This is a genomic window from Thalassoglobus sp. (assembly GCF_048270125.1).
Classification (GTDB): domain Bacteria; phylum Planctomycetota; class Planctomycetia; order Planctomycetales; family Planctomycetaceae; genus Thalassoglobus.
On record NZ_JBLWTN010000004.1, the window covers coordinates 419,033 to 432,435 of the forward strand.

A 13,403-nucleotide genomic window follows, 5' to 3' on the forward strand; every position below is an offset into this window, starting at 1 on the left:
GATTTGTACAAGAATTTTATGTACTCATCTTCTCACCTGAACTGTATCAACAGGAACGCTCAATGACTTCATGAACTGCACGCCACGAGGCAGAACCTGCAAACCGATTGGAAAGATGCTTTAGAGCAGTTTGCTCTACCGTTTGCCCGTGAAGAACGCGCTTCTCTAGTAAAAATGCTGATCGCCACGAGGCAGAACCTGCAAACCGATTCGAAAGATGCTCTAGAGAACGTGCACTCCAGATTGACTGACGTCAATGTCGTGTCGAGATGTATAGGCATCAAGGACTCGTTGAAACGCTTGTTTCTTGGACTTTCGATAGTTGATGTACGCCTGGACCAGAAAGGTCAGCAGAGCGATAACGCTCAGGATTGTTAACGGAACTCTCAGCTCTTTGACAAAGTCCAGTGCCAAAACGGTTACGGCAATCCCGGTAATAAAGTTGCGAAATGATAGGGTGTTCATGAGTGCATTCACTTGCTGGGAATCTGAGAAATTGTCGAGCAAAGACGAACTTTACGCGTACATTCAGAATTAGGTGAGTGTTGTGAGGAAGGAGGAAGTGGTGGGAGGGGGAGGCACGAGATGCTCTCCACTCAGGGAGTGGATTGTTCGCGCCCAGTATCCCGAAGTCCAGTCAGAAAATGTCTTCAAACGTCCGAATTCTCTGGAACGGAACCTATAAAACGAGCTTGACTTTTATGACTCAAACAGAGGATTTTTTGAGTCATCGCTGGAAGCCGCTGGTCAGTCTGATGAAGTATCGGAATCGGTCCGGGAATTTGTGATGTGGTCGATTTTCTCAGTGTTTGAGAGAGCAAATTCTGGTTTCAGGATCAGTTCTAGAGCATCTTTCGAATTGGTTTGCAGGTTCTGCCTCGTGGCGAACAGCATTTTTACCAGGGAAATGCGTTCTTCACGGGCAAACGGTAGAGCAAACTGCTCTAAACACTTTCCTGTTTCTTGAATCGGTGGAGAGTTCTTTTGGTCTGGAAAGCCGCTCGCATCGACGAAACCGCACGCGTCTGCCATCTCCAGGAAGACATTTGAGTTGTTGTCATTTACAGGAACTGTGAGACCCCATTCAAGTTTTGTTAAGGCGACTACAGTCGGCGTGGACGATTCCCCCCTCCACGGTATTGTGGCTGACCAATTCCTCCATCGATTTTCTTAAAGTCGGCTTCGTTTGGAGTCTTCCCAAGAACAATGTCAAAATTCGCTGCCAGTTCCCCAATCTTGGAATCTGGAACGGGTTTGAACGTGACTTGAATCGCTTCGCGTTGGAATGGGTCTCGAATCTGCTTGAAGAGTCCATCGCTTTTGTTTTGTTCTTCACCATGAATGAGCATCTGCGTGGTGAAAATTCGTTTTCCATTTTTACTCACGGCAAAATGGATATGTGGTGTTCGGCCTGGATATCGGACAGGTTTGATGGTTCTAAAATAGTACTGCCCGGTCGAATCGGTCAGAAAACGTCCGTAGCCCTGAAAATTTGAATCGCGGTTGTCTCTGTCGTTGCTGCCTGAATGTAAATAAACGCCGTTGTTGTCAACCTGCCAGATTTCCACAAATGCATTGCGAATCGGCTGGCCGGTTCCAGAGAGAATTTTGCCGCCCAAGTGGGTGATCTCTCCGACAGCTGGAGTGATGGCGTCATTGATCAGAAGAAGGTCATTGTCGGTGTCGAGAGGGAGTTTGTCCGGGTAAAACGGGCCTTCTCCGACAGCAGGCGTGCGGATCAATTCCTCAGCAAAGAGGCCCGGTGTGGCAAAGGCTGCTGCAGCAAAGCTTGAGAGTTGAAGAAATCGTCGACGGTGTAGTTCTGAACTCATTTTCGTTCCTCAACGTCAAATATTGAAATCGATATCCTCACTATGAAACACCGAGTCTCATTCAAAGTTTCGTACTGTTTTTGATTCGAACACCAATTTACGGTTGTCCCCTCCCTCTTGAACGTGATGTTCGCTTAATTCAGACCGATCCCGATTGCGGGGACCAGGATCTTTCGGTGGACGCACTTAAGCGGATGTGCCGCAGAATACAGAAGCAGTCTGGCGTGTCGGAAATGCAGAACCTATAATGCATTACTCACTTTTCATGATCTTGAAACTGCTCATCAATCGGTGAAATTCGTCCCATGCAACGCAATATTGGTTCCGCGTTTGTTCTGATTGCTCTCTTCTCGAGCGCAAGTTTTGGCGCTTCACCTCAAGAAGTGACCCGTTCGATTAATCGCGGTGCAAGCTATCTGAAATCAGTTGTTGACAAAGCTCACGGTGGGAAGAAAACGTTAATTGCACTGGCGATGATGAAAGGGAACATTCCTAAGAACGATCCCGCGTTTCAAGCTGTCGTGAAGGAAGTTTTAGAGAAGTTCGAAGGTGGGAAATATAAGCCGGGGGGAGAACATCTTTACGAGGCGGGCGTTGAGGCGACGTTATTGGCCGACCTTGATCCCGTAAAGTACAAACCCCAAATCCAACTTCTGGCAGATTATATTTTGGGCCATCAAATGGCGACCGGAGGCTGGGACTATCCAACCGGTGGTCACCCCAAGGAATCTGTGGGTGATACAAGTGTGATGCAATACGCTTGCCTGGGGCTATGGGCAGCTTCGCGTGCTGGTGTGGAAATCGATCAGAAAGTGTGGGTCGATATTCTTGACTGGCACGTGAAGTATCAAAACAAGGATGGTGGATTTGCATACATTCCCGGTTTGCAAATTGGAGATGGTAACGGAGAGTCCACGATCAACATGTCGGTCAATGCTGTTGGAAGTATGCATATTGCCATGCTTCAGTTGAACCCGACCTTTCTTCCATTTGAAACTGAACTCAAAGCTGAAAAGGATTCCGGAGCGGAGGAAGAAACGAAACGATTCGGAATTCTTGAGACTGTAAAAATTGACGATCCTCAAATGAAAACCGACAGCGCAAGAATTCCAGCGGCGTCGGTGGCCTCGGTTCGTCGGGTTTTTTCATTTGTCACGAACCGCTTTCGTGTTGAAAACAAAGAGACTGGATGGGCAGCCTATTACTACTATTCTCTTGAGCGAATGGCGGCTCTGGCGAACGTGAAGCAAATCGGTAGTCGAGACTGGTTCAATGAATGTGCGGATTTTCTGATTCAAAAACAGAAGGATGACGGTTCATGGAGCGTCTCGCGGAATTTTGCAGCGGATGTTGATACCGCCTTCGCCGTTTTGTTTCTCACCCGGTCGACGGGACGATTGTTGAAGCGTGTTGATACCCCAAAATTTGGTGATGGACTGCTTGCTGGAGGACGAGGCTTACCCGACGATTTGACAGATGTGGATTTCAATGGTCGCTCAGTCAAAATGAAAGAACCGCCAACAGAGCCTCTGGATATTCTCCTCGCGTCACTTTCAAAAACGGGAGGGCTTGAAAACCTGGATGCAGTGCAAGAACAGATTGTTGAGCAAGTTCAGCTGGGGAATCGAGAAGACCTCATTGGACAGGTCGACCAGCTCTTGAAGTTGATCGATCATCCCGATCCAGGCATCCGCCAAACGGTTGTTTGGGCGTTGGGGCGAACAGGGAACATGAATTTGGCTCAGCATCTCATCGACAAGCTCAGCGACGAAAATCTTTACGTGATGATTGAAGCGAGAAACGCCTTATGCTGGATCTCACGTAAGCCGCTTGGATTTGGATTCCCTGAGGATCCTCTTCAGGATCTTTCGTCGAAAGCAACTGATGAGCAAAAGAAAGCTGCGATCAGTCTGTGGCACAAAAATCTGGTCCTGACCTGGGGGGATTGGTATCTGAAGAATCGCCCATTCGAAGATCGAGGAGATGCCTTTGAAGCGGAACTTCGCCAAAAGATGGAGAAACTCAAGTACGGCTTTTAACTGGAGTGCTTCTGTTTGAGCTGAATCGGGTCAGCGAGGAACTCTTCTCAATCAGTCACCTGTGTGCTCACCTGTGTGCAGGTGGGGCTTACCGTAAGTGCACCGATTATGTTTCGTGTGTCTCAAGATCTCTGCAGGCCCAACTCCCCTTCCTCTCTTCTTGAGTAAGGATCTTTTCTCTTCTGGGCTGGCACATTCTCTCTCTTCCACTACAAAGTGTCATTGATGATTCTTTGAGAGAGCCTTGGAAAGAGATCACATGCTGACCATTATTTCGTTTGTATTTTTTACTTCGCTTGTTGGCTTGATTACGTGGTTGCTCACTCGCAATGATAACCACGAAAGTTCCGCAGGATATTTTCTTGCCGGCCGAAGTTTGACCGGCGGGTTTATTGCTGGCTCACTTTTGTTGACGAACCTGTCGACCGAACAACTTGTCGGCTTGAACGGTGCCGCATATGCCGATGGCTTATGTGTTATGGCTTGGGAAGTGATCGCTGCTGTCTCTCTTGTGATTCTCGCCCTGCTCTACCTTCCCCGGTATCTGAAAAGCGGAATCGCAACAGTTCCGCAATTTCTGGAAAAGCGATTCGATCATGGGACTCGCGCAATTACAACGATGATCTTTCTCGTTGCCTACGCGGGGATCTTGCTGCCGATCATTTTGTATACCGGTGCCAAAGGGCTCACTGAAATTCTCGACATGTCTACCCTGACAGGGATTGATGACGAATTCACTTTGATCACCGCGACTGTCTGGCTGATCGGTGTGATTGGTTCGATCTACGCGATTTGGGGGGGACTGCGCAGCGTGGCTGTCTCTGATACGCTCAACGGTTTCGGGCTGCTCGTTGGCGGAATTCTCATCGCTTATTATGGTCTGGTGACAGTCAACCCGGACGGAGCACTCGCAGGTTTGGAAACTCTGCGCCAGGCGACTCCCGAGAAGTTCAACTCTATCGGCGGTCCCAGTCAGTCGGTCCCATTTTCGACTTTGTTCACCGGCGTGTTGTTGCTTAACCTCTTCTATTGGACAACCAATCAGCAAATTATTCAGCGGACGTTTGGAGCAAAAAGTCTCGCCGAGGGGCAAAAAGGTGTTTTGATTGCTGGAGTATTCAAAGTTCTTGCTCCAATGATTCTCGTCTTGCCGGGCATGATTGCGTTTTTTCTCTACGGACGTGTCCAGGTTGGAGATGAGATTGTCCCAGTCCTCGACAAGACGACAGAAACTGTGGCGATGGTGATGTCGGCGGGGGATGAACAAAAAATTGTCCATGGTGAAGATGTTCAGAAGCTCCTCAAGGTCGATTCAGAAGAGGCTGCCCTGACGTCGGGGATGGCAACTGTTGAAGATGCTGATGGAAAAACATGGGAAGTCGAAAAGCTGTTCGGCCCAGGTGTGGTCGTAGTCGCTGGAGATGATGGGAAGAACCGCTATCTCGAAAAATTAAGTCAGGTGGAGCTTGCCAGAATTCTTCCGCCAAGAGAAAAAGATAAAAGCTACGGTCGCCTCGTTCAAAATGTTCTTCCTGGCTGGCTGAATGGATTTTTTGCTGCTGCTGTGATTGGTGCAATCTTGAGCTCGTTCAACTCCGCACTGAACAGCACCGCAACTTTGTTCAGCTTGGGAGCCTATAAAACGGTGCTGCACAAAAATGCTTCAGACCAGCAGGTCATTCGAGCAGGAAAAATCTTCGGAATTGTGATTGCAATCGTTTCGATGCTGACAGCTCCAATGCTCTTGGGGCAAGACAGCATCTTTGGATACTTGCAGAAGATGAATGCTATCTATTTCATCCCAATCTTCTCAGTGATGCTGATTGGTCAGCTCACAAAAACGGTTCCCGCGCTGGCAGCCAAAATCGGACTGATCTCCAGCTTTGCAGCGATTTGTCTGGGGTATTTCTTTCCCCCAGTAGCGAAGGTCGTTGGTCAGATTCACGAGTTCCATTTCATTGGAGCAGTCTTTCTGGGAACCATTCTGCTGATGTTGCTGATTGGGAAAATCAAGCCGAGAGAAACTCCATGGGTGCAAGAATACTCTGGTGACGTCGATCTCACTCCATGGGTTTTCGCGAAACCGCTCGGAATCGGCCTCGTAATCTTTGTGTTGGCGATCTATGTCTACTTCGCAGATTTCTCAATCTTGTCAGTCTGACGAATCAGCTCGTTCTCTCCCTGACCTGAAAACTTTGAAGTCGCCTCTCAAAGACTGAGGCAATTCCCCTAACCTGAAAGTTTTCAGAGGGAGCCAATTGTTCAGGTTCAGCGAACGAAGAGAGACAATTCGCTGAACGGAGCTTTGAACTTGGAGAGTAAGTACTGGCGACGTGCTCTTTTGTGTGCGGTTCTGGATGGTTTTTTCGCTTTAGGAAGTTCGCGGATCCAAATATTCCGGAAATGTATTTCAGATCCTTCACTCTGCAGCGAGATCGAACCTTGCCTCGGTTCACAATCCTCGACGGAACCGACTTTCTGGTCATTCACTGTGACAGTGACAGTCCCGTCGAGACTTGTAATGACACAGCGGTTCCATTGATTGATCGGGCGGGCGAGCATCGGAATGTTTCTTAATTCATTGCTCGACTTTGCCCCTCCGCTCGGGAAGACACTTCCAGCGAAAGGCTGCTGCAACTGGACCTGTAATGAAGTTGGCCAGATTCTGTCGTCGCCAGTCGTGTAGACGAGAACACCGCTATTTCCATTTTCGTCCTTTGGAAACCGCCACTCTAACCCGAACTCGAAGTTCTCGTATGTCTTCTTTGTTCGAATGTATCCATATGGCTGTCCGCTACAGATGACGTAGGGAACTCCTGTTTCCCTGTCTTCGACATAGGTCCAGGTGTCAGGAAACTTTGCGTCTTTCTTGCCTGAAAAGAAGGTCCACGTCTCGCCGGGGAAATTTTTTGAGATCAGATGGCTTTTGGGAGCCACCTCCAGCGTGGGAGATGTCATTTCAGTCGTTTGCACTTCTTGACAAATCCCGGACGAGGCGATCAAAAGTGTAAGAATGATCGCAGGGATTACGACAAAAAATCGCTGATAAATAAATGGTCTTAGAGACATCAGTCGGTGCATATTCTCAGCACTCTACTGTCAAGCCTTTTCCACGAAGCTATCGGAGAATTTACTCTCCTGCATCAGGAAACGCAATTGTTCAAGGGGAATTCCATGTCGAATATAAGGTGGCAGGAAAGTTATTTCGATGTCGTTTCTCGGAATATCGCCTGATTGATCGGCTGCGGTTGATCGCCGCCAGCAGGCAGAACTTTTATCGATCCTTGTAGAATGACACGTTTTGGAGCCAGGCAGGACTTGGAATCACAAGCCTGAGACTGCAATTGTATCTTTACTGGAATCTCGCCCTGGCTTCCTTCTGGAATGTGCAGAAGTGCTTTCACCAAGACTTTCCCTTCGTAGACGGAAAGTGCTTGGTCAATCCCTTCCAGCTTGAACTGGTGCCCTTTGGGATATTGGATATTGCTCAATTTGAGTTTTGAGTCACCAGCGATTTTCAGTTCAGTTGGGATGACGAAATCTGGCTGTGCGGGGTTTGCGTTGATATGCCAACCCTCTGCGATTGTGATCTCGATTGCGACAGGGACGGCCCCCCCTGCAGTGACGGCATTGAGTCCGAAAAATCCTCGCGGACTAGCTTTTGCATCTTTGAGCGAATCAGGCTCTGCAGGTGTCAGGCTGACAATGATCGGAGATTCTTTCGGGGTTTCAGGCTTTGGGTTCATTGGAGCAGAGACTCCCCCCGTAAACAGATTTCCGGCTCCATTTGGGACGCTTTGATTTCCTTGAGAAATCAAAAATGCTTGTGTCGCCATCGCGAAATAAGGGAGGCTCGCCAGAGACTGCCGAAACTGTGAGGCGAACGCATCGATTGTTTGCTGAGCATGATTTGCGTAAATGCTGTCTCCGGTCAGCGAAGCGAGTTTTGTCAAGTTTTGAATGCTCACGCTGTTTCCTGAGGGGATCACGCTGTCGTACGCTGATTTCGTGCGAGCAATAAGGGATTCATGATCGTGAGACGTAAAGAAGAATCCTCCTCGATCTCTGTCCCAGAATTGATTGATTTGATTATCCGTCAAAAGTCGTGCTGTATTGAGCCATTTTTCTTCGCCAGTTGCATCGTGCAACGCAAGCAGGCCGCTGACCAGAAAAGCGTAGTCGTCAAGGTAGGCCGGGAGAGAGGCTTTGTCGTTCATCGCTGTTCTTAAGAGTCTCCCTTCGCGGTCACGGAGCGTAGAAAGCAGATACAGCGCCGCTTTGTTTGCGTGCTCAACGTAGTCTTGCCTTTGAAGAATTTTTCCGGTCCGTGCAAAGGCCCGAATCATCAGACCGTTCCAACTCGTCAAGATTTTGTCGTCACGCCGAAGAGGTTTGCGGGTGAGACGTTTTTTCAGCAATTCTGCTCGCATACGAGAGAGGCGTGTTTCCAGTTCTTCCGCTGGGAGGCCAAGTTGTTGAGCAGTTTCTGAAACTGGACGCGACAAGTGTAAAACGTAGCCCTGCTCGAATTTTGACTCCTGATCGAGTCCGTAGACCGCAGCGAAATATCGGTATCCATTCGGATTCAGGACGTTCTGAACTTCTTCTTTGGACCAGACATAATATTGGCCTTCGACTCCATCGGTCTCTGCATCCAATGCGGAATAAAATGCACCGCTCTTGTCGGTCATCTCATTCAGAACAAATTGCATGATCCCTTCTGCGATCTCCCGATAACGTTTTTTGCGAGTCCGTTGATACGCTTCGGCATACACTTCTGCCAGTTGTGCATTGTCGTACAACATCTTTTCGAAATGAGGAATCAGCCACTCACGGTCGGTGCTGTATCGATGGAAGCCGCCTCCCAAGTGGTCGTAAATTCCTCCATCACTCATTTCATCGAGTGTCTTGTCCAGCTTCTGTGCCAGCTCAGTTGAGTTTTCAGTATTTCTCGCAATTTGTGACTGCAGCAGCATGAGTCGTGAAGGGACTGGAAACTTGGGTTTGTCCGGGACCTTGGGGTTGAAGTCAAATCCGCCGTCGACTGGGTCGTAATGCGTGAGGACTGATTCGACGGAATCCTGAACATCTTTCAAGTTCACCGCTCCTCCTTCTGAAAAGGCGGGAGGTTGAGAAAGTCTTTTTACCTCGTTGGAGAGCGCTGTCGCTGTCCGTTGCACTGCGGGCTTTTGCTGATTCCACGCGTCGTTGAGCTGATTCAGGACACTCGGGAAACCGGGACGACCGGGAAGGTCTTCTGGCGGAAAATAGGTACCGCCCGCAATCGGTTCACCGGCAGGAGTCAGGAAGATCGAGAGGGGCCAGCCTCCACCTTGACCAGATCCCGACAGCTGGAAGTAGACCTGCAATGAGAGCATGTAAATTTCATCGAGATCAGGGCGTTCTTCTCGGTCGACTTTGATACAAATGAAGTGCTCGTTCATGAACTTCGCGATCTCTTCATTTTCGAAGACTTTTCGCTCCATGACGTGGCACCAGAAACAACTGCTGTAGCCGATCGAAAGGAAGATCGGTTTGTCCTGTTTCCTGGCAGCATCAAGTGCTTCCGTCCCCCACGGATACCAGTCTACCGGATTGTAAGCGTGCTGAAGCAGATATGGGCTCGACTCGTTAACGAGCCGGTTCGCCTTGTGTGGTGGCTTCTTTGCCGCGTCCTGCCCGAAGAGAGATTGTGGCACACTGAGCATCCCCGAGAGGATAACCCCGAACAGAGCAATGATTGGAAGAAGTCGCATGCGGGCAAACTGTCCGTTTGAGTTTGACAAAGCTTGTGTGTGTCCTTTGTGTCGCTGCATTGACTGCATCTCCGAGGTTGAACCGTCTCGCATCTTGAGTTTACCCGTGTGATTGCAAACTTTCGAGAGAAAACTCTACGAACCACGAGGAATGGATGTATCCACTCATGACTGCTCAATAAGTAACATCGCAACAGACACAGGATCAGACGACGAACGCTGAATCAAACGATTACTTGTCGCGGGATGCTTCGAGGAGTTGAATCCAAGGCCCAAGATAATGCCCGTTGTCATGAAAAGTTCTTCCGCTGACAAGGTTTCCATCAACGACACATGGCTCGTCGACAAAGATTCCCCCACAAACTTCCAGGTCAAATTTACATTTGGGAACGGTCGCCATCCGACGTCCACGAACGCAGTCGGCGTACGCGGGGATTTCTACCCCATGGCAAACTGAGGCGATCGGTTTGTTCGCTGCGAAGAAATGCTTCGTTGCCTTGACCAGTGATTCATCGTATCGAATATATTCAGGAGCGCGTCCTCCGGAGTACATGATCCCCGCATACTCTTCCGGGACGATGTCTTTGAAGGCAATGTCTGCCTGAAGCGTGTAGCCTTCCCACTCTTTCGTGATGGTCCAGCCTGCTTTCACTTCGTGCATCACCATTTGGTACAGCCGTTTTTCTGGAGCAGCCACCACAGGTTGGAAGCCCGCTTCGATGAGCCGGTAGTACGGGTACATCGTGTCGAGAGTTTCACTCGCATCGCCGATAATAATCAGGACTTTTTCCATCTGCGTTGACTTTCAGTTGTCAGTTGAGCTGTCTATGAATATTAGATTATTTTCAATGTTTGCGGTGTCTATGAAGGTCACTTCCATGGCTTGACAGGTTACTCGCTATGAAGCAGTGCCCGAACACTCATTTGAAAATGCTCTACATTGCCCCGAGTCTACAATAGAATCGGAACAGATTTTGGACGAATTGCGTCTTATGGTAATTGGTTCCGCAGCATCACTCATTGGACCTGCGATGTCAAATTCAGAAGTGAAACAGACATTATTTAGAGCAGTTTGCTCTACCGTGTGCCCGTGAAGAACGCATTTCTCTAGTAAAAATACTGTTCGCCACGAGGCAGAACCTGCAAACCAATTCGAAAGATGCTTTAGAACTGATCCTGAAACTTGAAATTGCTCTCTCAAACGTTGAGAAAAGCGGCTATTCCAGAGGTTTTCGGACTGATTCTACTCTGTTTCATCAGTACGGATCTTTGGCAAAGTTCTTGCCAATGTTTTTTGTGGTGTTTTCCTGGTGATATTCATTGCGAGCATGCAATCAATTCGTCGGGTTCAGAGAACCGGCGTCCGCAGGTTGCAGTGGGAACTCATTTGCCTCGCGCAATCTTCGTGAAAGCTGCGCACTGCATATGTCGTTGAGCCAGTTGCGTCAGTCACCTGCTGGGCTCAGTTCTACCCATTTCATTTCAACTTGATCATGTGTCTCGATTTGCCATTCCGTTGGAGTTTCGCTGTCTGCAATTTTTGTTGCGATTCGTTCTTTCCCACCCGCTTCAGTCCAGGCAAATGTGATCTTGCAAGATTCCTGATTTTGAATTGGGTAGGCAAGGTGTGTTTCGCACCTCAGATATTTTTTCCCACCGTTATTTCGAAATCGGACCTGCACTGAAGATGGGACATCGGAATCGATCGCTGTATCACCATAACAAAAACTTTGTGACCAGAAGTCGCTCGGTTCGTTGCCTTGACGGACGATGTTCCAGTCTTTGACTACTGGTTTCCATGTACTTCCATGGTCGGTGGAATATTCAATCTGATACAGAACTTCCGGGTCAGGTGGGTTGCTCGAAGCGATATGTGCTGCTGCGTACAAGTGCGAAGCTGCACGGTTTCGAGGGGGTGTGAGTTCAAGTGTCACTCGTGGTGTATTGAAAGCGCCAGCTACCACGTGTTGTTCAGCATGGGGAACTGTTGGGCCAGCGCTGGTTAATCCAAGACCGGTCGCTGCAAAGTTGACGGTTGTTCCGTTTGGCTTCAGCCTTGGGAACATCGCAGGGTTTGCCTGGCAGACGGTGACGATCTCGAGATTTTCACTCGCAAGTTCCTGCGCAGATTTCTCAAACTTCAACCAGTATTGTTGCGATCCTTTGGCGAAGTCGGTCAGATCGGCTTGGCCGTTCTCGTACTTTGCCAGATGCCAGCTTCCACCGTGGTCGACTGACACTGAGACCGGAATTGCATTTCGCGTTCGAACCTGTAATCCGTTTCGGGCTCCAGTTTTATAGACTCCCCAATCGGTGTCATCAGGGGGAGTTGCAGCGATCAAATATGGTGTCTGGAATTCCAGAATCACTTCCCTTTCCGTTTCCTGGGTGACTCCTTCTTTGTAGGCGTCGCTCTGAAAGTCTGGCTTGTAGGTGTAAACCGCATTCCCGTATCGCGCCTGTCCTTGTTGGTAACCGCTCCCTTTGGGAGAGCCTCGGAAGCGTTCAGGTTGGTTCACCCATGTGCGACTCCGCTCTAGTCCGGCGATCCCGTTTGCGCGGTAGTTGCGACCCCAAAAAACAAACGTGTTCCCATCTTCCAATCCGGGCTGATAGTATCGACGTAAGGTTTCACCCTTGCGAAGATGAACGCGCGGCGGTGGTCCAGCATAGCCAGGAAGATGTTCAACCACGTTGAACTCTGCATACGCTTGAGGATCGTCCCGATGTAATCCGCCTAATGGCCAACCACGTTGTCGCTGTGGTTCAAAGTCTGGATTTGTGATCCGTGAAAGATCACTGCGAATCTCCTCGATCGAGAGCAATCGTTCTCCCGTCGAATCGAACACGACTGTTGAGACATCGTGGTCCAGCAAGACCCAGCGACCATCTTTATATGCTCCTCCCTTGAGAAAGACTTCAAGTGCATTGTGTCCGGCAACGCCCACGGTTCGGCTGCGTCCATGTCCCAAGATCGCATTGAGTTCCGCCGTCCATTGCGCGTGAGTCGTCCCACACAAACCGAAGCCATGAGCAAACATCCCCGTCCAGTAATTCCGTGTGGTACAGTTCCCTGACTGGAAGCCCTTCCCCCATAGATCCTGTGCCCCTTCTTCGCCGTGCGCGTAATGAATGTTTCTCCACATCCATGCTGCGAGTGCGCGGTCTTCATCCGATTGGGGAAGGTGGCCGGTGACTTTCTGAAACGCAATCGCTTGTGTTTCCTGAAGACGTTCGAAGGTGGAGCATGCCAACTCACCGGGATACCAGGGATGGTCTGTTCGGAGTTGTGGATCGCCTACGCCAGCCTGAGAGAGGCTGAAGGACGTGAGGGCAAGAATGAGAACTAAACAGGCTCCAGCGTGCCTCATGATGACTCCCTTTAAATTGATAATTCCAGCTGCGAAGAGCCTGACTGGGAAGTGCAATATGAAATTGAACGGACCGCAACGTTTAAACGGTTCGACATTCAGGGTGGCCTGATTATGGCACAATCAGGATCGTTGCGACCATGTTCGTGGCTATCCATTTCATCCAAAAGCCTTAAAACTGAATCACTTCGACAGGTGGAGTTCCTGTTCTAGAGCAGTTTGAAACTATGTAGGAAGTCTCCGTCAATCGGGTATTGTGGAACTGTAATCTTTCACCACCCCGATCTCAGGAGACGACTATGTTTTACGTTGGATTAGACGTTCACACAACACAAATTACGGTTTGCGTCCTCAAGAACAACGGAAAGGTTCACAAGCGATGGACGGTTCGCGAGCTCAAGCAGT

9 protein-coding genes are annotated in these 13,403 nt (G+C 49.3%); 2 read left to right on the forward strand and 7 right to left on the reverse strand.

What is annotated here, in order from left to right:
- Positions 1–222: 222 nt before the first annotated feature.
- The 3 genes from ACN0YR_RS07755 to ACN0YR_RS07765 all read right to left on the reverse strand — a co-directional run bounded on the left by ACN0YR_RS07755 (position 223) and on the right by ACN0YR_RS07765 (position 1,832).
- A complete protein-coding gene (locus ACN0YR_RS07755; RefSeq protein ID WP_417848624.1) occupies positions 223–465 on the reverse strand; it encodes a hypothetical protein in 243 nt (80 codons plus the stop codon).
- Positions 466–747: 282 nt separating this feature from the next.
- Positions 748–1,032, reverse strand: coding sequence for a hypothetical protein (locus ACN0YR_RS07760; protein WP_417848625.1), 285 nt, complete (start codon positions 1,030–1,032; stop codon positions 748–750).
- A gap of 71 nt (positions 1,033–1,103) precedes the next feature.
- On the reverse strand, positions 1,104–1,832 hold the full coding sequence (locus ACN0YR_RS07765; protein WP_417848626.1) for an intradiol ring-cleavage dioxygenase: 729 nt from the start codon (positions 1,830–1,832) through the stop codon (positions 1,104–1,106).
- A 305-nt stretch (positions 1,833–2,137) separates the two neighbouring features.
- On the opposite strand from ACN0YR_RS07765, the gene ACN0YR_RS07770 reads away from it, so the two are divergent.
- Together ACN0YR_RS07770 and ACN0YR_RS07775 are read left to right on the forward strand one after the other, a co-directional pair.
- On the forward strand, positions 2,138–3,871 hold the full coding sequence (locus tag ACN0YR_RS07770) for a HEAT repeat domain-containing protein (RefSeq protein WP_417848627.1): 1,734 nt from the start codon (positions 2,138–2,140) through the stop codon (positions 3,869–3,871).
- Positions 3,872–4,130: 259 nt separating this feature from the next.
- Entirely contained in the window at positions 4,131–6,032 is a 1,902-nt protein-coding gene (locus tag ACN0YR_RS07775; RefSeq protein ID WP_417848628.1) for a solute:sodium symporter family transporter, read from the forward strand.
- Between the two features lie 107 nt (positions 6,033–6,139).
- On the opposite strand, the gene ACN0YR_RS07780 is transcribed toward ACN0YR_RS07775, so the two are convergent.
- The 4 genes from ACN0YR_RS07780 to ACN0YR_RS07795 form a co-directional block, all read right to left on the reverse strand.
- Positions 6,140–6,940, reverse strand: a complete 801-nt coding sequence (locus tag ACN0YR_RS07780; protein WP_417848629.1) for a 3-keto-disaccharide hydrolase — start codon at positions 6,938–6,940, stop codon at positions 6,140–6,142.
- A gap of 131 nt (positions 6,941–7,071) precedes the next feature.
- Complete coding sequence (locus ACN0YR_RS07785; protein ID WP_417848630.1) at positions 7,072–9,687, reverse strand: DUF255 domain-containing protein; 2,616 nt, start codon at positions 9,685–9,687, stop codon at positions 7,072–7,074.
- A gap of 172 nt (positions 9,688–9,859) precedes the next feature.
- Entirely contained in the window at positions 9,860–10,420 is a 561-nt protein-coding gene (locus ACN0YR_RS07790; protein ID WP_417848631.1) for a DJ-1/PfpI family protein, read from the reverse strand.
- Positions 10,421–11,072: 652 nt separating this feature from the next.
- Positions 11,073–12,998: a hypothetical protein gene (locus tag ACN0YR_RS07795; RefSeq protein ID WP_417848632.1), complete on the reverse strand. Its 1,926-nt coding sequence runs from the start codon at positions 12,996–12,998 to the stop codon at positions 11,073–11,075.
- Positions 12,999–13,403 lie beyond the last annotated feature (405 nt).

What these genes read in the sequence shown, in the direction of transcription:
- ACN0YR_RS07755 (WP_417848624.1), bottom strand. Translation starts at nt 465, where the DNA reads ATGAACACCCTATCATTTCGCAACTTTATTACCGGGATTGCCGTAACC.
- ACN0YR_RS07760 (WP_417848625.1), bottom strand. Translation starts at nt 1,032, where the DNA reads ATGGCAGACGCGTGCGGTTTCGTCGATGCGAGCGGCTTTCCAGACCAA.
- ACN0YR_RS07765 (WP_417848626.1), bottom strand. Translation starts at nt 1,832, where the DNA reads ATGAGTTCAGAACTACACCGTCGACGATTTCTTCAACTCTCAAGCTTT.
- ACN0YR_RS07770 (WP_417848627.1), top strand. Translation starts at nt 2,138, where the DNA reads ATGCAACGCAATATTGGTTCCGCGTTTGTTCTGATTGCTCTCTTCTCG.
- ACN0YR_RS07775 (WP_417848628.1), top strand. Translation starts at nt 4,131, where the DNA reads ATGCTGACCATTATTTCGTTTGTATTTTTTACTTCGCTTGTTGGCTTG.
- ACN0YR_RS07780 (WP_417848629.1), bottom strand. Translation starts at nt 6,940, where the DNA reads ATGTCTCTAAGACCATTTATTTATCAGCGATTTTTTGTCGTAATCCCT.
- ACN0YR_RS07785 (WP_417848630.1), bottom strand. Translation starts at nt 9,687, where the DNA reads ATGCAGCGACACAAAGGACACACACAAGCTTTGTCAAACTCAAACGGA.
- ACN0YR_RS07790 (WP_417848631.1), bottom strand. Translation starts at nt 10,420, where the DNA reads ATGGAAAAAGTCCTGATTATTATCGGCGATGCGAGTGAAACTCTCGAC.
- ACN0YR_RS07795 (WP_417848632.1), bottom strand. Translation starts at nt 12,998, where the DNA reads ATGAGGCACGCTGGAGCCTGTTTAGTTCTCATTCTTGCCCTCACGTCC.